This is a genomic window from Massilia frigida (genome assembly GCF_011682175.1).
Lineage (GTDB): Bacteria > Pseudomonadota > Gammaproteobacteria > Burkholderiales > Burkholderiaceae_D > Telluria_A > Telluria_A frigida.
Window position 1 is genome coordinate 23533 of the sequence record NZ_WHJG01000023.1, and the last position, 18702, is coordinate 42234.

Annotated in this window: 14 protein-coding genes and 2 tRNA genes; 10 read left to right on the forward strand and 6 right to left on the reverse strand. The window is 60.0% G+C overall.

Annotation, left to right across the window (positions count from 1 at the left end):
- Positions 1–6 precede the first annotated feature (6 nt).
- From F2P44_RS20415 to F2P44_RS20440, 6 genes are read right to left on the reverse strand one after another with little or no spacing between them, the layout of a single operon-like run.
- Positions 7–1830, reverse strand: a complete 1824-nt coding sequence (locus F2P44_RS20415) for a M61 family metallopeptidase (protein WP_167088891.1) — start codon at positions 1828–1830, stop codon at positions 7–9.
- A 46-nt stretch (positions 1831–1876) separates the two neighbouring features.
- Positions 1877–2485 carry a nucleotidyltransferase family protein gene (locus F2P44_RS20420; protein WP_308610257.1) on the reverse strand — a complete coding sequence of 203 codons (609 nt, stop codon included), beginning with the start codon at positions 2483–2485 and terminating at the stop codon, positions 1877–1879.
- Positions 2482–4701, reverse strand: coding sequence for a xanthine dehydrogenase family protein molybdopterin-binding subunit (locus F2P44_RS20425; protein ID WP_167088892.1), 2220 nt, complete (start codon positions 4699–4701; stop codon positions 2482–2484). Before F2P44_RS20425 ends, F2P44_RS20420 begins: the two co-directional genes overlap by 4 nt.
- 10 nt (positions 4702–4711) lie before the next feature.
- Entirely contained in the window at positions 4712–5170 is a 459-nt protein-coding gene (locus tag F2P44_RS20430; RefSeq protein WP_099874104.1) for a (2Fe-2S)-binding protein, read from the reverse strand.
- 52 nt (positions 5171–5222) lie between these two features.
- Entirely contained in the window at positions 5223–6014 is a 792-nt protein-coding gene (locus F2P44_RS20435; RefSeq protein WP_167088893.1) for a DsbC family protein, read from the reverse strand.
- A 25-nt stretch (positions 6015–6039) separates the two neighbouring features.
- The gene (locus tag F2P44_RS20440) at positions 6040–7257 is read right to left on the reverse strand and encodes an FAD-dependent monooxygenase (RefSeq protein ID WP_167088894.1); all 1218 of its coding nucleotides are present in this window, start codon (positions 7255–7257) and stop codon (positions 6040–6042) included.
- A 117-nt stretch (positions 7258–7374) separates the two neighbouring features.
- Here F2P44_RS20440 and F2P44_RS20445 point away from each other — a divergent pair.
- The 10 genes from F2P44_RS20445 (at position 7375) to F2P44_RS20490 (ending at position 18613) form a co-directional block, all read left to right on the forward strand.
- Positions 7375–7450: transfer RNA gene (locus F2P44_RS20445), tRNA-Phe, on the forward strand.
- An 87-nt stretch (positions 7451–7537) separates the two neighbouring features.
- Positions 7538–7613, forward strand: a tRNA-Phe gene (locus F2P44_RS20450).
- Positions 7614–7704: 91 nt separating this feature from the next.
- A complete protein-coding gene (locus tag F2P44_RS20455) occupies positions 7705–9360 on the forward strand; it encodes a site-specific integrase (protein WP_167088895.1) in 1656 nt (551 codons plus the stop codon).
- A 106-nt stretch (positions 9361–9466) separates the two neighbouring features.
- Positions 9467–11005 (forward strand): site-specific DNA-methyltransferase, encoded by a 1539-nt coding sequence (locus F2P44_RS20460; protein WP_167088962.1) that lies wholly within the window; start codon positions 9467–9469, stop codon positions 11003–11005.
- A 21-nt stretch (positions 11006–11026) separates the two neighbouring features.
- On the forward strand, positions 11027–13729 hold the full coding sequence (locus tag F2P44_RS20465; RefSeq protein ID WP_167088896.1) for a DEAD/DEAH box helicase: 2703 nt from the start codon (positions 11027–11029) through the stop codon (positions 13727–13729).
- A gap of 429 nt (positions 13730–14158) precedes the next feature.
- Complete coding sequence (locus tag F2P44_RS20470) at positions 14159–15601, forward strand: DNA cytosine methyltransferase (RefSeq protein WP_167088897.1); 1443 nt, start codon at positions 14159–14161, stop codon at positions 15599–15601.
- A 124-nt stretch (positions 15602–15725) separates the two neighbouring features.
- Entirely contained in the window at positions 15726–16331 is a 606-nt protein-coding gene (locus tag F2P44_RS20475; protein ID WP_167088898.1) for an ankyrin repeat domain-containing protein, read from the forward strand.
- Positions 16332–16341: 10 nt separating this feature from the next.
- Complete coding sequence (locus F2P44_RS20480; protein WP_167088899.1) at positions 16342–16716, forward strand: hypothetical protein; 375 nt, start codon at positions 16342–16344, stop codon at positions 16714–16716.
- Between the two features lie 188 nt (positions 16717–16904).
- Complete coding sequence (locus tag F2P44_RS20485) at positions 16905–17252, forward strand: plasmid mobilization protein (protein WP_167088900.1); 348 nt, start codon at positions 16905–16907, stop codon at positions 17250–17252.
- The gene (locus F2P44_RS20490) at positions 17249–18613 is read left to right on the forward strand and encodes a relaxase/mobilization nuclease domain-containing protein (protein ID WP_167088901.1); all 1365 of its coding nucleotides are present in this window, start codon (positions 17249–17251) and stop codon (positions 18611–18613) included. The genes F2P44_RS20485 and F2P44_RS20490 overlap by 4 nt, the downstream gene beginning before the upstream one ends.
- Positions 18614–18702 lie beyond the last annotated feature (89 nt).

The following is an 18702-nucleotide window of genomic DNA, read 5'->3' on the forward strand; positions in this document are numbered from 1 at the left end:
GCCATGTCAACGCACCGCGCTTGGCCGCGCCGGTCCGGCGCCTTTTTTGCGCTCGTCGACCAGCGACAGTTTCACGTCCGGCACCCGGTCGCCCTGCAACTGCACGCTGAACGTCATCAGTTCATCGCGCCGGAAGGCATGCACCGCGACTGTGTCACCCACCTTGTAGCGCGACAGCAGTGCATCCAGATTGGACGGGTTGCCCGACACGCGCAAGCCCTCCACCGCCACCAGGATATCGCCCGCCGACAGGCCGGCCTGCTGGGCAGCGCCGTCTTCGTGCACCTGGGTCAGTTTGCAGTCGCCGCCATCGCGGCCGGTGCCCACGTCGAAGGCCGGTTTGGCGTTCTTGCGCGCGTCCTCGATCTTGACGCCGAACGGCGCATACAGCCTGGCCAGCGGCAGGTCGGCCGTGCCGCGCACGTATTTGTCGAACAGGGGCTTGAGTTTCAGGCCGCTGATCTCGTCGAACAGCGCTTCGACCTCGGCCTCGGTCACGCCGCGCCCCACGCTTGGATAAAAATCGCGGCCGTAGCGCTGCCACAGCGCCAGCATTACATCGTCGAGCGACTTCTTGCCCCCGGTTTTGGCGCGGATGGTCAGGTCGAAGGCCAGCGCGATCAGCGAGCCCTTGCCGTAGTAGCTGACGATGGCGTTGGGCGCGTTCTCGTCCTGGCGGTAGTATTTGCCCCAGGCGTCGAAACTGGAATCGGCCACGCTTTGCTTGGTGCGTCCGCTGCCGCGCAGCACGCCGCTGACGGCTTTGCCGAGCAGCTTGAGGTAAGCCGCTTCGCCGATGATGCCGCTGCGCACCAGCATCAGGTCATCGTAGTAGCTGGTGAAGCCCTCGAATAGCCAAAGCAGCGGCGTGTAGGTTTCGTTCTGCAGGTCGTACGGCGCAAACGCGGCCGGCTTGATGCGCTTGACGTTCCAGGTATGGAAATACTCGTGGCTGCACAAGCCCAGAAACTTGAGGTAGCCTTCGCCGATGTCGGCCGTGCGCGGTGCCGCGCTGCTCGGCAAATCGGCGCGCGCACAAATGAGCGCGGTCGATGCGCGGTGTTCCAGGCCGCCGTAACCGTCGCCCACGGCCAGCGTAAGAAAGACGTAGCGGTCCATCGGCGCGCGCCGGGTGCGCGGCTCGAAAAAGGCGATCTGGGTTTCGCAGATGGCTTTCAGGTCGGCCTGCAGGCGCGCCATGTCCAGGTTGGGCACGCGCCCCGAAACGACGATGTCGTGCGCGATGCCGTGCGCCTTGAAGGTGGCCAGCGCGAAGTCGCCCATTTCGACCGGATGGTCGATCAGTTCATCGTAGCCGCCGGCGACGTAGGTGCCGAAGCCGTAGCGCTTGGCGCCCAGTTCGGGCAGCGAGGTGGCCACGCGCCAGGTCTTGGCGGCGGCGTCGGGCGGACGCTGGATGTCGACTTCGTGCGCAGTTTGTTCCTGCCCCAGCACGCGCAGGTACACGCTGGTGCCGTTGAAGAAGCCGTGGGTCTGGTCCAGGTGCGCGGCGCGCACCGACAGGTCCCAGGCATAGACTTCGTACTGCACGGTCAGTGCGCCGGCCACCGGGACGGCCTGCCAGGAATGCTTGTCGAGCTTCGTCAGCGCGACCGGCTTGCCGTTCGATTCGGCGCGGATCTGGACGATATTGCGCGAAAATTCGCGGATCATGTAGCTGCCCGGTATCCACGCCGGAAGGGCGAACACCTGGCCATCCGGCGACGGCGCGGCCACGCTGACGGTCACGTCGAACAGGTGCGCGCCCAGGTCTTTGGGAACAATGGCGTACTTGATAGCCGCCGGCTTCTTGGATGTCGGTTTTTTCATGATCAGTGGGTAGTTCGTGGAGATGGACCAGCGCAGGCTGTCAACCTTACGCGAGTGTACTTGTTTTTAACAGGTCCGCGACGGTATCGATGTCCGAAAAAATGCCCGGATCGTCGACCGCGACAACACTCACCGGATGCGCTTTGAGGATGGCGCGTGCGCCCTGGTCGCCCCGCAGCGCCAGCAGCGCGTCGAGGTGGACGCGGCCAAAGCCGACCGGGTTGCCGCGCTGGCCGGCGTGCACCGGCACCGCGATCGGCGCACCCTGCTCCAGCGCGGCGCGCAGCGCCAGCATGGTGGAGGGACGTACATGGGGCATGTCGCCCAGCGCGATCAGCCACGATGGGGCCTCGGGCAGCGAATGGCGGATCGCGTGCACCAGCGAGGCGGCCATGCCGCTGTCGGCGTCCGGGCACACCGTGACGATGCAGCCGAGCGCGCGCAGGCAGTCGCCCACGCCGCCGTCGCCGGGCCGCACCACAGCGATCACTTTGTCGACAGAGGAGAGCAGAACACGGGCGCTGGCGGCGACCAGCAGCGCGCCGCCAGGCAAAGGCTGGAGCAGCTTGCTCGCTGCGCCAGTCGGATCGAAACGACGTCCCCTGCCGGCGGCCAGCAAAATGCCGACAGGGGTCATTCCAGCAAGCGCGGTCAAGCCGCCTTCAGGTCGAACGGCAGCTTGCGCAGCCGCTTGCCCGTCAGCGTGAACAGCGCATTGGCAAACGCCGGCGCCAGCGGCGGCAGGCCAGGTTCGCCCATGCCGGTCGGCGCATCGCTGGACGCCACCGTGTAGACGTCCACCTGCGGCATGTCGGTCATGCGCGCCACGGTGTAGTCGCTGAAGTTCTGCTGTTCGACCACGCCATCCTTGAGCGTAATCGCCGCACCCGGCAAGGTGGTCCCGAGCGCCATCAGCACCGCGCCCTGCACCTGCGCTTCGATCGTGAGCGGATTGACGACCTGGTTGCAGTGGATGCCGGCGGTGACTTTATGCAGCTTGGGTACGCCCTTCACGACGGACGCTTCGACCACATACGCGACCACCGAGCCGAACGACGCGTGCAGCGCCACGCCCCATGCGCGCCCCTTGGCCAGCTTGCGCTTGCCGTAGCCGGATTTCTCGACCGCCAGGTCGAGCGCGGCCAGGTGGCGCGTGTGCTTCTCGCCCATCAGCTTCTTGCGGTAGGCCACCGGGTCCATCTTCGCCACGTGCGCGGCTTCATCGACCAGGGTTTCCATCACAAAGGCGGTGTGGGTCGAGCCGACGGAACGCCACCACAGCACCGGCACGTTGGCCTTGGCGTTGTGGACGGTCAGCTTCATGGGCACCTCGTACGGCGCGCCCATGCCTTCGACCATGGTGGCATCGACGCCATTCTTGATCATGGCCGGCTCGAACGGCGTGCCGCTGATGATCGACTGGCCGACGATGGCGTGATCCCAGGCCAGGATATTGCCCTTGGCATCGAGGCCGATATCGGCGCGGTGCACGTGCGACGGACGGTAGTAGCCGCCCTTGATGTCGTCTTCGCGGCTCCAGATCACTTTCAACGGACCGCTCTTGCCGGCCGCCTTGTAGGCCTTGGCGACATTGACCGCTTCGACCAGGTAGTCCGAGGTCGGCACCGCGCGCCGGCCAAAGCCGCCGCCCGCCATCATGGTGTTGAGCGTGACCTGCCCGGTCTTCAGCCCCGCGGTGGCGGCGATGGCGGCCTGGTCGACCGTCTGCATCTGGGTACCGGCCCACACGGTGCAGCTGTCGGCCTTGAGGTCGATGACGCAGTTGAGCGGCTCCATCGGCGCGTGCGCCAGGTACGGGAACTCGTAGAAGGCCGAAATTTTCTTCGGCGCGCCCGCCAGCTTGCTCACGTCCGCCTGTCTGGCGACAGTACCGGCCTTTTTGGCCAGCGCCTTGAACTCGGCCATCTGCTTGCTGGTCGTGACCTTCTCGACCGCGCTGGTATCCCAGTCGATCAGCAGCGCCTCGCGGCCCTGCCTGGCCGGCCAGTAGCCGTCGGCGATCACCGCCACGCCGCGTCCACCGCGGTCAAGCGCGATTTCCAGTACCTCGATCACGCCCTTGATCGCGCGCGCCTTGGCGGCGTCCAGCTTGGCGACCCTGGCGCCGAACACCGGCGGGCGCGCCACCACGGCCACCTTCGCATCGGGCAGGGTGAAATCGATCCCGAACTGCTGCTTGCCGCTCGACTTGGCCAGCGCGTCGAGGCGCTTGACCGGTTTGCCGATGAAGCGGAAATCCTTGGCATCCTTGAGCACCACCGTGGCCGGCATCGGCTGCTTCATGGCCGCATCCGCGAGCGAACCGTAGCTGGCTTTGCGGCCGTCCGGATGCATTACAAAACCGCTGGCAGTGCTCAGCTGCGACGGATTGGCCTTCCACTGTTCGGCGGCGGCGGCGACCAGCATGGCGCGCGCCTTGGCGCCGATTTCGCGGTACTGCATGAACGAGTGCGCGATGGTGCCCGAGCCGCCCGTGATCTGCATGCCGAACGCCGGGTCCTTGAAGACGTCGCCGGCGCTCGCCAGTTCGCCGCGCATCTGCGTCCAGTCGGCGTCGAGCTCCTCGGCGATCAGCATCGGCAGCGCGGTGTGCACGCCCTGGCCGAATTCGAGCCGGTTGACCATCACCGTGATGCTGTTGTCCGGCGCGATGCGCAGGAACGCGTTGGGCGCGTACACCGGCTTGGCGGCGGCATCGGCCGCGCGCGCAAACTTGTTCGCACCCGGCATGAAGAAGCCCAGCACCAGGCCACTGGTGGCCACCGCGCCTGCTTTCATGAAACTGCGGCGCGACATGCCGCCTTCAAGCGGGCGTGTCAACGCCGCCTGGTTAATCCATTCTGTACGCATGCGGCTCTCCTCAGGCTAACGTGGTGGCCGCATCCTTGATGGCTGCGCGGATGCGTTGATAGGTACCGCAGCGGCAGATATTGCCGCTCATGGCGCCGTCGATGTCGGCGTCGGTCGGCTTCTTGTTGGTGCGCAGCAGGGCCGTGGCGCTCATCACCTGGCCGCTCTGGCAGTAGCCGCATTGCGGCACGTCGTGGCGCACCCACGCATCCTGTACGGCCTTGCCGACCGGGTCGGCCTCCATCGCTTCGATGGTGGTGATCTTTTGGCCGGCGGCGGCCGAAATCGGCGTGATGCAGGAGCGGATCGCGTCGCCGTTCAGGTGCACGGTGCAGGCGCCGCACAAGGCTGCGCCGCAACCGAATTTGGTGCCCGTCATGTTCAGGTTATCGCGCAACGCCCACAAGATGGGGGTGGCAGGATCGGCATCGACCTGCATCTCGCGGCCGTTGATATTCAAAGTAACCATCTGTAATTCCCTCTTGGTGGTGCTGCGCTTTGGACTGCTGTTTTATTCTGGTCTATTTTTTCGCGACGGCGGCGGGCACCGCCGCTGCCACCGCTGCCACCGGCTTGGCCGGCTTGCCCGGTGTGCCCAGGCTGGTGAATTTGGCTTCCAGGCCCTTGGTATCGATCGCGCCCGGAATGCGGCTGCCGTCGGCGAAAAAGATCGCCGGCGTGCCTTCGATGCGCAGCTTGCGACCGAGTTCGAAGACCTTCTCGTTCGGGCTGGCGCAGGTCGCGGCGGCCGCCGGCGCCGCCTTGTTGTCCAACATCCAGTCATCCCAGGCCTTGTTGCGGTCCGGCGCGCACCAGATGTTCTTGGACTTGACCGAGGAATCCTCGGACAGGATGTTGTACATGAAGGTGTACACCGTCACGTTGTCGATTTCCTTGAGCGTGGTCTGGCGGAAGCGCTTGCAGTAGCCGCAGTTCGGGTCCTCGAAGATGGCCATCATGCGCTTGCCGTCGCCCTTGACCAGCTTGAGCGCGTGTTCGAACGGCAGTTCGTTAAACTTGATCATGTTGATCTGTTCGACCCGTTCCTTGGTCAGGTTGCGCTGCGACTGCGTGTTGACCACCTGGCCGAAAATCAGGTACTTGCCGCGCTTGTCGGTGTAGATGATGTCGCCGTGCGCGCGGATTTCGTACAGGCCGCTGTAGGGTGTCTTCCTGATCGACTCGATTTTCACGTCCTTGCCCAGCTTGGGCTCGACGCGCTTGCGGATGGTTTCTTCCACGCTCGGCTTGGCGCTCACTGCGCCGGCGAACAAGCCCGTCAGGACGAGCAGCGCGATTTTTTTGTTTAACATGATGATCTCCGATTCATTAACAGCGCTACTTGCCCATGGCGTGCGACATCAGTCGACGCTTGAGAACAGGCAACTTATCCAGCAAGTTTAATCCCAAATTACGCGCGATGCGCACGGGCTCCAGATTGGTACCGAACAGGCGCGCCAGGCCGTCCGTGGCGACCTGCATCAGCAGGATGTCTTCCTTGCGCGCGCGGGCGTAGCGCGCCAGCACGCGCTCGTCGCCGATGGCGCGCTGCGGCTCGCGCGCGGCGATGGTCTTGAGCAGGCCGGCGACGTCGGCAAAGCCCAAGTTCATGCCGTGCCCGGCCAGCGGATGGACCACGTGGGCGGCGTCGCCCACCAGCGCCACGCGCGGCGCGACAATGGCGTGCGGGCGGATCAGCGCCAGCGGCAAGTCCTTGACCGCCTCCGGTTGCAGCGGCTTGAGTTCGCCCAGCTTGTCGCCGGCCAGCACGGCCAGGCGCACGGCCAGTTCGCCCAGGCTTTCATTCATCAGGGTGTCGGCCAGCGCATCGGGCGCGGACCAGACCAGCGAGACGCGCTTGCCGGGCAGCGGCAGCAGCGCCACGATGCCCTCTTCGCCGGTGAACCACTGGTGCGCCACGCCGTGGTGCGGCTTGTCGCAGGAAAAATTGGCCACCACCGCGCGCTGGTGGTAGGCGCGGTAATCGACCCCGATATCGCACTGGCCGCGCACCCACGACTGGCCGCCGTCGGCGCCCACCACCAGGGCGCTGGCGATGGCGCTGCCGTCGGCGAGGCGCACGCTGGCGCCGTCGGCCTCCAGCGCCAGGCTCACGGCGCGGCCCTGGACGATGGTGACGTTGGCGGCGAACCTGAGCGCGGCGTCCAGCGCCTGGTTCAGGTTGCGGTCTTCGACGATCCAGGCCAGCGCGCCGACATGGGCGCCGAAGGCATCGAACGCCAGGTCGCCCGGGCGCGCGCCATCGCCATTGACGGCCATGGTGTCGACCGCGGCCACCCGGTCCATGTCGAGCGCACCCCAGACCTTGAGCGAGGACAGCAGTCCGTGGGCTGTGTGGTTAAGCGCGTAGACGCGCACATCCCAGGCTGGTTCGCCGGCGGCGGCCGGGGTGATTGAAGCCGATGGCGGGACCAGCACGGTGACGCTGTGACCGGCCTGGGCGAAGCCGAGGGCGGCGGTCTTGGCGATGGCGCCGTTGCCAACGATACACACCGCGCTCTGATGGCGCGCGGAAGAAGAATTTGGACTAGTCATATAGGGCATTATAGCGGCTGGCAACAAGACAGTTTTCGCCCCGCTCAGAGGATTTGTCGAGAAAGTTGTCGGTCGGACTTGCAAAGCGCGGACCGGGTGTCTATAATCATGCCTCTTGGCCTGGTAGCTCAGTCGGTAGAGCAGAGGATTGAAAATCCTTGTGTCGGTGGTTCGATTCCGCCCCGGGCCACCAAGAATGCATTTTCGCCGCCTGTGGGTGGCGTTTTTGTTTGTTGAAGTTGCCCGCCAGCGGGCAAATGTTGCAGATGTAGATGTACTTGGCCTGGTAGCTCAGTCGGTAGAGCAGAGGATTGAAAATCCTTGTGTCGGTGGTTCGATTCCGCCCCGGGCCACCAAGATTCCAGAGCCTTGATTCGTCAAGGCTTTTTCGTTTCCGGCACAGTCCGGTGCACCATGTAGGTGATCCACCCTCTAACGAGGAATCACATGCTACTCCCCTCCCATCTGCGCCGCTCCCGGCATGGCATCTTCTATTTCCGCATCATTTTGCCCACCTCAATTGCTCGCGCTATCGGCCAAACCGAGGTGGTGCGATCTTTGGGCATAAGATGTCCGCGCCATGCTAGGATAACTGGCTACCAAATTTGGTCGCAAATTTCACCATTTTTGACCAAATTAGACCAGCTCATGACGATCGACCCCAAAAGCATCAACCCGAATGATGTTAAGAAATTAATCGTCGAAGGCCTACAAATTGGTGCCGATGGTTCGTTCAGCGCGACGCGCATTGAAACCAGTAGCGACCCCAGGGTCGCCGATCAGGAAATGAAAACCCTGTTGGCGATGGCGCAGGCCCGACGCGAGGCTGAACGTGCTGATGGTGTTTCTCCGGAGGCGCGGGCTAGACTCGAAGATGAAGCCCGAAAGCTCAAAGCCGAAATTTCGGAAATGCTGGCAAAACCAGATATGCCGACCCAACCTCTGCCGCCGCGCCCAGCGAAATTGCAAGAAGCATTCGACGGTTACATGCTCACGAAAAAAGGCATTGCGCCTTCGACAAAGAAATCCTACACCGAGAGCTTTGAATTGTTCGCGACCATGGTTGGCGGAAAGCAACGCATGGTGCATGAAATCGACGAAAGCGAATTTATGGAATTCGTGGAGGCATTGGCCCACGTGCCGTTGCATGCCAATAAGCGTGGGCATCAAATAAAAACGTCAAAGGAAATGCTAGCGTCGCCGCCTGCTGGAACCGGTCCAAATGGTGAACTCATCGAATTGGAAACGCTTGCTGCCGAGTCTGCAAACTCCATCCGAACCAATATTCTGGGGTTTATGGACATCGCTATCCGGTCTGGGCGCCGTTTAGGTGCCAACCCGATGGAAAGAACGTTGAGACACTCTGACGGAGAAGAGGAAGGTGGCGCTGAGGCATTCACAGAAACTGAATTGAAGACGATTTTCGATCCGGCATCGTTCGGAAGCGCCAAGCGGCCAACACAATTCTGGCCCGCTTTGTTGGCCCTCTATACAGGCGCGCGGCTCAACGAACTTGCTTGCTTGGGCTTGGATGACTTCATTGAAGAACAGGGGATTCCCTGCATCGCTATCCGGCATATACCTCGAAAAAAACCACTCTCTATTCAGAGCAAAAGGAAAGTGCCAGATGCGCGACGCACCAAAAACAAAGTATCAAGGCGCCTCGTTCCACTTCACCCCGATCTTTACGAAATTGGCATTCAGGACTACATCGATGACATGCGATCAATCGGCGCAACGCGATTTTTCCCGACGCTGCCTTTGGACTCGCGCGGAAAACGGGAGCGGAACTTATCTCGCGACGGCAACGACTACCTCAGGAAGATCGGAGTGCATATCCACCGAATGAAAGTCATGCACAGCTTTCGAGATACCGTCTGCGATATGCTCGGTGTGAGTGATATGGATGAGGTTCAAGCCGACCAATGGACCGGCCACAAAAACCAGAGCGTCAAGGGCAAACATTACCGCAGCACTGTGGCGATTAAATTACAGGCACAGTATGGGTTCAAAGCCCTTTATTATCCCTTCATTGATATCGAAAAAATTAAATACATCAAGGGATGCTGGAACACGTGGACAACGAAACACTTAGCCGCTTAACGTAACCATACTTTCTGCATCAAAAAACAGAGCTTTCCGTACACACTAGTATGAAGTGTAATTGCCCGGCAAGACCGGGCGATTTTATAACAAAGAAAACGAACACATGCCATTTTTAGACTGGGTAAACAAAAATCAAGCGAAAGAGACCACCCGCGAGGTGCCCTACCACTTGCTAAAACAGGAGTCCGTCCACGGGGACATCAGCGGCGCCAATGCTGACAACCTGCTAATCCAGGGCGACAACCTGCTCGCGCTGAAAGCCCTGATTCCGTTCTACGCGGGCAGGGTCAAGTGCATTTTCATAGATCCGCCCTACAACACCCAAAGCGCATTCGAGCACTACGACGACAAGCTTGAACATAGTCAATGGCTTTCGATGATGTATCCCCGGCTAGTATTGCTGCGGGAACTGCTGGCAGAGAATGGCTCTATTTGGTTGTCCATTGACGACCGTGAGGCGCATTACCTCAAAGTGCTGATGGATGAAGTCTTTGGTCGTCAGAATTTTTTGACTAGCTTCATCTGGAAAAAGAGCTACGGAGGCGGCGCGAAGGCCAAGTGGGTGGTGGGACTTCATGAGCATGTGCTTTGCTATACCAAGCGTCTTGAACTGTTCCCTGAGATGTGGCTCCCACCGGACCCAGAGGCAGCTAAAAAATATTACAAGTTCTCGGACGCAAAACACGCGACCAGAGGACCCTATCGACTTCAACCACTGGCCACAACGAGCATGGATGCCCGTCCGAATCTTCGCTATGCCATCATGCATCCAGACGGGCATGAAATCTGGCCCGATAAGCAATGGCAATGGTCGCAAGAACGAGTCGTGTCGGCGCAAGCCAATGGCGAAATTGTTATCGCAGAGAAGAAGGGGAAGTTCAGCGTTTCATACAAGCAGTATCTGCGCGATCCAGATGGAGACGAGCGGCGGCGTAAGCCCTATTCGATCATCGAGGGACACTACACTCAGCATGGAACATATGAAAGCATGGAACTGTTCGGTCTGGAGAATAAATTTTCCTTTCCCAAGCCAGAAGGGCTCATAAACACGATTCTTGAAGCCTGCACCGAAGCGGGCGACCTGATCCTCGACTCGTTCCTTGGTTCTGGCACCACTGCCGCAGTGGCCCACAAAATGAATCGCCGCTACATCGGCATCGAAATGGGCGACCATGCCCGCACCCACTGCCTACCCCGATTGCAGAAGGTCATTGAGGGTGAGCAAGGCGGTATCAGCACCAATGTGGAATGGCGGGGCGGTGGCGGGTTCCGCTTCTGCACCCTGGGCGATCCCACCTTTGACACCGATGGTCGCATTAGCGCGAAAGTGAAGTTCGCCTCGCTGGCTGCGTATGTCTGGCACTGTGAGAACGGAGAGCCCGGCCACCAGGTTTTCGACATGCCGCTACTGGGCATTCAAAACGGCGTTGCCTACTACCTGCTTTACAACGGCGCCTTAGGCGACCGGCACCCCGCAAGTGGCAACGTATTAACTCACGCCGTGCTGCAAGCCATCAACGAAATATTTCCGCACGCGGGGCCGAAAGTGGTTTATGGCGAAATGTCGCGCCTAGGTGCTTCGCGCCTCGCAGCCGAGGGCATCACCTTCAAACAAATACCCTATGACGTAAAAATGCGCTGACCAGCGAGAAGAATAAGAGCCATGCTGACACTCAAAACTTACCAACAAACTGCCCTTGGGACGCTCACCCAGTTTCTGACCGACACCCGCAGCAAGCCCGTAGCGGATGCCTATGCGACCATCCTTGCAGGGCAGAAACGCATTGGCGAGACCTATCAAGCCTTGTTCGGCGATGTCCCCTGCGTTTGCCTGCGCGTGCCAACTGGGGGCGGCAAAACCATCATGGCGGCGCACGCCGTTGCTATGGCTGGTAAGGCCGTGCTGGATAGCGATGCGCCGATTGCGCTGTGGCTCACGCCCTCAGACACCATCCGCACGCAGACCCTCGAAGCGCTGGCAAATGCGCGCCATCCCTATCGGCAAGCGCTGGCCCATTACTTTGGCGACCGCGTGCAGGTGTGCGACTTGGAGAGTCTGCAAACCGTGAGCCCGCATGATGTCGGCAAGGCTGCCATCGTGGTCGTGGCCACCATCCAATCCTTTAACGTGAGCGACACTGCAAAGCGCAACGTCTATTCGTTTTTCGAGGAACTGGCGCCGCACTTCGACAACCTGGCGCCGCATCTGACCGCAGGCCTGGAAAAAGTGTCCGAGACCGACTTGCTATCCCAGCCTTTTCTGACCGTCAAGGACTTGGGCCGGGTCAAGTATTCGGTGGCGAACTGGATGCACTTGCAAAGCCCCATCGTCATCGTGGACGAGGCACACAACAATCGCACCGACCGCTTTTTCAAATCCCTGGGGCGCGTTAATCCGAGCTGTGTCATCGAGATGACCGCGACCCCAGTGCCCGGGAACAATGTGCTATATCACGTCGCCGCCGCCGAGTTGAAGGCCGAGCAGATGATCAAGCTCCCCATTGTGCTGGTCGAACATCCGCAGGGCTGGCGCGAGTGTCTGCGCGATGCCGTGCTGACCCGCGACCGATTGGAGCTGGCCGCGCAGCGCGAACCGGATTACGTTCGGCCTATCGTGCTCGTGCAGGCCCAGCCCAAGGGCGGTGAGGCCGTGGTGGACGTGGTGCGGCAACACCTGATCGAGCAGGAACGTATCCCGGAAAATCAAATCGCGGTGGCCACCGGCACGCAGAAAGAGCTGGACGGCATCAACCTGTTTGATCCCGACACGACCATTCGCTATGTCATTACCGTTGAGGCGCTAAAAGAAGGTTGGGACTGCTCGTTTGCCTATGTGCTGGCAAGCCTGCAATCGGTCAACTCGTCCAAGGACGTGGAGCAGTTGCTGGGCCGCGTGCTGCGCATGCCGTATGCAAAAAACCGGACACAGGACTCGCTGAACCGTGCCTACGCTCACATCGTGGCCGACAACTTCGCACAGGCGGCGGCCACGCTCAAAGATCGCATGGTGCAGAACATGGGATTTGAGAGGTTAGAAACGGCCTCATTCATCATTCCTCAACAATCGCTGCCGCTGACCGGCGGCGAAGGCGGCACACCAGCCGTCGCCCGCGCGGGTGGTGCTGCCACGCCAGCGATGCCGGATTGCCACATCGACCTGCCGCAAGCACCGGACACGCAGAACTGGCCCGAGGAATTGAAGCAGGTTGTGCGGGTCATGCAGACCACGCAAGGTGCCACCGTCTTGCTCAATGGCGAAGTCAGTAGCGAGATACTGGCGCAGGCCGAGGCATTCATCAGTAATGCCATGCCTGCCAAGGCGCGGGAAAAGGTCAAGGAGCAGTTCGACGCCCACCGGGCGGTGCGCCAAGCCATGCGAGCCCCAGCACAGTTGGGGTTGGAGTTTGCCGCCATTCCCCAGCTTTGCCTGAACCTCGACGGCCACCTCGAAGTTGTGGAACGCGAAACGCTTTCCAGCCTGGGCGATTGGAGCTTGTTGGACCAGCAGGTGCAGCTCGCGGGATTCGGCATCACCGAGACCGTCAACTCGTTCGAGATTGATGTCAATGGCGCCAAAGTTACCTATAAGCATACCGATGCCCAGCAGCTTTTACTCAATGAAACCGTGAGCCACACCAGTCAGCAGGACTTGATTCGGTGGATGGACGTAGAAGTGCGCCAGAGCGACATCGGACAGGCGCAGATGCAGGCGTATCTGGTCAAGATGATTACCCACCTGATCGCCGAGCGCAGCTTTACGCTGACATCCCTTGTTCGCGCCCGCTTCCAGCTGGCGCAGGCGCTGGTTAAAGAAGTCAAGCGGCTACGCCAGATTGCCATGGCAAAAGGCTTTCAGGGCAGACTGATGGAAATGGCTGTTCCGAGAATCGAGGAGTTGGCGCATTACAGCTTCCACTACCATCCTGGCCAATATCCGGCGCGGCAAATGTATCAAGGCAGCTATGAGTTTTCAAAACACTTCTACCCCGTGATTCACGACCTGCGCGAAAAGACACAGGCCGGAGCGATTGCCGAAGAGTTCCGCTGCGCGCAGAGTATTGACGCTCACGCCAAGGTCAAGCAGTGGGTGCGCAACATCGAACGACAGGAAAAGTTTTCCTTCTGGCTGCCAACCGCCACGGACTATTTCTATCCCGACTTCGTGGCCGAGTTGACCGATGGCCGCGTGCTGGCTGTCGAATACAAGGGCGAACCCTACAAGACCAACGACGATTCGCGCGAAAAGCAGCAGGTGGGGCATCAGTGGGAACAATCAAGTGGTGGCCGCTGCCTATTCCTGTTCGCCGTCCAGCGCGACGGGCAGGGCCGGGATGTGTTCCAACAAATCGCCCACAAGCTTGCGTAAAGGCGGAACAAGCCCGGGTGGACCGTACTTAAACCATCTTGGTATAGGAACGGTCGCTTGGAACTACTTGGCTGCTGTTTTCACGAGTTATTGTGAAATAAAATTTAAGTGATACAGGGTGCCAAAACAGGCACAGACCAATTTCCTGAATTAAAATTGATGCATCCCGGCCCCAAGTTAGTCAGACGACTAGCAGAAGCGCTCCCCGAGAGATGGCAGAAACTCTCTGGACAAGCAGGACCGGACTAGATTTGGGTTGATCCCTACTCGATACAGCGTAGCCGAAAGGCGGGGAGATTTTTCCTTGGACGGGCTGTCGAAAATGAGCCTCAGCTGCCGCTGAGAGAGCCGCTAGCGGTCATTACCGCGAAACCGGCGTCCGAACGAGCTATGGCTTTGCTAGCCATGGCTTTCGTTCGGAGGTCCGAAGTGAACGCTCAATCTGTCAGTCATCCTCGCGCCGCGAAGCGCAATTCCAGCTTAAAAAAATCCCCAGACGTTGCTCCGGCTTCTGTGCCTTGGCACTTTAACGCCCGTGGTGTCGTCGAAACGCCTGATTTCGCTATGAACCACCCGGCAGCAGGAGGTGGAATCCGCCTGACAATCCAGGCCCATTGCCTGGGCGATCGTCAGTGGATTGCAGAACCCATTTGGGGCTGCCTATGCGGCCACCTGCCGCATGATGGCTTGCAGCCACACACTGGCTCCATCGTCTATCAAAGTCGCAGCGAGGCAGTCGAGCATGGGCTTGATACTGGCTTGGGGAAGATCCGCCAGCAACTCGGCGCGCTTGCCAAAACGCCGGAATGGCGTCAAAAGGTGCAAGCCGTGGAAACCTGGGCCACCGAAGCTATTGTCCAATCACGCGAGAACGATGAGACGCTGATCCTTCATGGAACCACGGTGATTGACTTGTGCTCTGGCGGCCTGGGTGGCTTTGGCCTGGGCTTGGCCAGCCTTGGTGCCGAGGTGGTGCTTGCCTGCGAAATCGACCCCGAAGCCCGCCGCGTCTATCAGAGAAACGTCAAACCGCGCGATATCCACCACGATCTGTGCACGCTGGATGGCACCAAACTCAAATGCGACATTTTGACCTTGGGCCTACTATGCCAGGCGTTTTCCACAGCCGGCAAGCACCAAGGGCTTGCCGATCCGGTGCGAAATGATGTCTATCGGCACTCCCTGCGTCTGGCGGGCGAAATCGACGCCAAGGTCGTGATCATCGAATGTGCCCGCCAGCTACTGACGCATGACGGGGGCGCTGATGCCGAGGTGGTGCTAAACACGCTCATGCGTGCGGGCTACCGAGTGCAGCACCGCACGCTGAACGCATCCGGTTTTGGCTTAGCGCAGAGCCGCGAACGCTCCTTCATCGTGGCAACCCGGCTAGGTTTACCGGTGGATGACATCATGGGCTACGTGTTCCCGACCGAGCAAGCCCCGACGGCCTGCGTTGAAGACATCTTGGAACACAACGTGCCGCATTCCATTGCTGACGACCAATTTGTGCTGCACCGCGTAGTCCCGACCGAACGGCAATCGTCGCTGATCGAGGTTGGACTACTCAAAACTGTCAAAACACAGAGGTTGCTGGACGCACAGGGCTACCGACTTTACAGCGCCAAGGGACTTGGGGCCGCATTGACTGCAACGGGCGGTGGCCGTGCTACCTGCACCGGAGTCTATCTCGTCAATGGAAAGGCACGCGGCTTGACACCTCGCGAGGCCAGCCGTATGCAAGGCATGCCGGAATGGGCATCGCATCACCAGACCACCAGCCACGCTCTGAAACATGCCGGCAATGCGGTCGCCGTGCCGGTTGCCCGTGAACTGGGCCGTCAGCTCGGGAACATTCTGAGCCGGCGGTCCTAAAAAACTCATCCTGATGAGTGCTTCCGCACTCACCACCCGGATTGCGTTTTTGAGGGCGACGCAGCTTGGAGTTAGCCATGCCCGTTTGATGGAGAAACAAATGTCAACTTCGTTAGAAGCTTCTATGAGAAACCTGCTAAAACAAATTCTTTGGTCGAGCATGGCCTATGAGGCCGGTTGTGAACCCACCAAACCGGAAAAGCGCAAAAACGGCCGCAGCAAAACCACCAAGCACACGCCGCAGGTCAAGCAGGTAGAGAAGGCGTTCGATGCAATCAAGCGCGGCGACCTTGCCGGGTTGGTCAAGGCGGTAGCGACAGCGGATCAAGCTAATTGGATTCGTCAGGGAAAAGCGTGGTGCCTTTTGGACGAAGCCGTCCGCTGCCAATCGCTGCCGCTTGTTGCCTGGCTTTTGAACAAAGGCGCCAACCCGAACACGCTTTTTCGTTATGACCATCTGCATAGCCACCTGCTCGATTCGGTTATTCCTGGCCTATATTTTTCGCCGCTCGCCGCCGCGTTACGTGGGGGGTTGGAAGACATCGTCGTGTTGCTACTCACTCATGGAGCTAGCCTGAGGCTACCCATCTGGTATGACGTATCGGCGGGGTTGGTAACTTGCGAGGACATGGCCGTTGAGGGCGGGCTGTGGCCACGTATCGAAGCCTTCCTCATCGCCCAAGATACAGCAGAGCCAGGGGTAACACCACCGAGCGCTAAGCGGATTTAAGGAGAATGCCATGAAGCACAGCAAGAAGACCCTCGCACTGCTAGCCCAATGCCCGACGTTCCGGAATTGGATTCTACAAAATTTGACGCGAAAGCAACTTGATGAAATTTGTCATGCCCCACGTGCGAGCCGGTTGTTTAGCAGCGCGCACCCGTTAAATGATGAAAAACTGGCGGCGACCGTCTTTCGCGCTTATCGCCAGGACGCCATAGGTTGCATCAAATACCAGTTTGAGAGCCTTGAACATTTCGGGGAAATGCGCGGGCACGGGCCGACCTGGAATGCCTTCTACCACCATGCCCTGATCACCGCCATCGCTCTGATGGTCGTGGAATGCCCCGAAGTCCTGACTCTGGCCCTCATGCCGATTCGGACAGGCGTCTGATACTAGATTCAAAACCATGGGTGGTGAGCGGCACCATCCATTTTTTTGCCCTACTTCCAGCCAGCGCCCTTGACTTTCGGGAGCGGCTTTGAGAGGCATATAGCGGACGGTAAGCAGCAAGCTATGTTCTTCACCCGTTTTCAACGGGTTCAGAACGCTTGGTCTGCCGACCACAGGAGACCAAAGCCATGACCCGCCCCCTAAAACCAAGCCGCGAACTGCGTCAACGATTCGACCTCTACCTCCATGAGCAGGAGGTAGAAAAAATCCGCGCCACCGCCGCAGCTGCCCGCCTGCCGATGTCCACGTTCTTGCGTCGCTTGGCATTGCGCCAGCGTATCGAGTCGCCGCCATCAGCTGGTAACTTGGCCCGATGGCAAGAATTGGCGCCTCTGGCGAGCAACCTCAATCAAATTGCGCACGCATGCAACGCGGGCTTGGCGCCGGAGGGAATCTACGCGGTCGTCGCCGAGTTGGCTGAGCAAGTGCGCCTTTTGCGGCTTGAACTACTGGTCCCCCCAGGGGAACGCTCATGATCGGCAAGATAGCTGCCAAAGGGCGAGGCTTTCGGGGTTTGTCGGCTTACCTCTTGGGCAGTGGCAGAGGGCGCATAGTGGCTGGGGTAATGGCAGGGCGCACACCGCGCGAGCTATCCAAGGAGTTCGGCGTCTTGCGGCGCCTCAACCCGAAGCTGACAAAGGCGGTCGCTCACCTCATGCTCAGTCCCGCGCCGACCGATCCGCCACTGACGGATGCGCAGTGGCTGACCATTGCCGAGCGCTACATCGAGGCTATGGGCTTTGGCAACGCCCCGTGGGTCGCAGTTGTCCATCAGGACACCGACCACCAGCACATGCACTTGATGGCGTGCCGCATTGGCTTCGATGGCAAGACTATTTCGGATGCTAACGACTTCCGCAAGTCCGAGGCTATCGTCCGCCGGATCGAGACCGAGTTCGGACTGGCCGCCGTGCCATCGGTAGATAGTTTCAAACCCAAGTCCCACGCCCGCGCCATCGCTCAAAAAAAAACAACACCACATCAAGGAGACCACACCATGACCGACAGCACCATACTGCCCAATCCTTTTGACCCATCCGATTCGCAGCACGCCACTTGGCCGCAACCCTTCGAACCGGGCCGCGATCAGGCAGAGCTGGCCATCATCAACACGTCGCCCAGCATTGTAATGCCCGGCGCGAGTATGGCCGCCCCGCTCACTATAAAACAGGCTCAAAACCTTCGCCGGGCCATCGTCGAGGACGATTACCCCCTGCGAATGCAGACCGTGTTGGGCGACGACCTGACTCGCGTTTTTCGACATGCCGACGGCGCTACGCTGTATTTCAAGCAATCTGGTCGCATTGCCGATCAAGGGAGAAAGCTGATCGTATTGGGCGGCATGGATGAAAAACTCGCCGCCCAGCGCGTTGTGGCATTGGGCTGCGAGCGCGGATGGCAAACCATCTCGTTCACCGGCAGCGGAAGCTTTGTCGAGCTGGCAATGCGCGAAGCGTTAAATCAGCGATTAATCGTCATTGCCGGCGATGCGCGGCAAGAGGCTATTTTGGCTAAGGTCATGGCCGAACGCCAGCAGGGCGCGAGTGCCATCGCCATGCCTACGGCGGACTATTCTGACAATGACGACATCATAAAGCTGCTTGATGAGCTGGATGTCTTACCAGGGCAACTTCTGCCGCAGCCATCCAAACCTACCTTGCCCATCGTGCACGTGGTTACACCACTCACAATACCAGCAAGTCCCGCCGTCCCCAAGCCGCCCCAGGTAGGCGTTCTCCCACGGTTTCTGAACCTACCGGAGCGGCTACAAGAGCGGCGTGAACAGAAACTATCGATCACGCCGCCAATCAAGCAACCGGGATGCCCCAAACCGTAAGCCTTAACAACACAACCCTCCAAATTCGAAACAGTAGGGGGCGTTCTGTACCGATCATTCGGGGCGTCAAGCCTCGCACTACGGAGAAT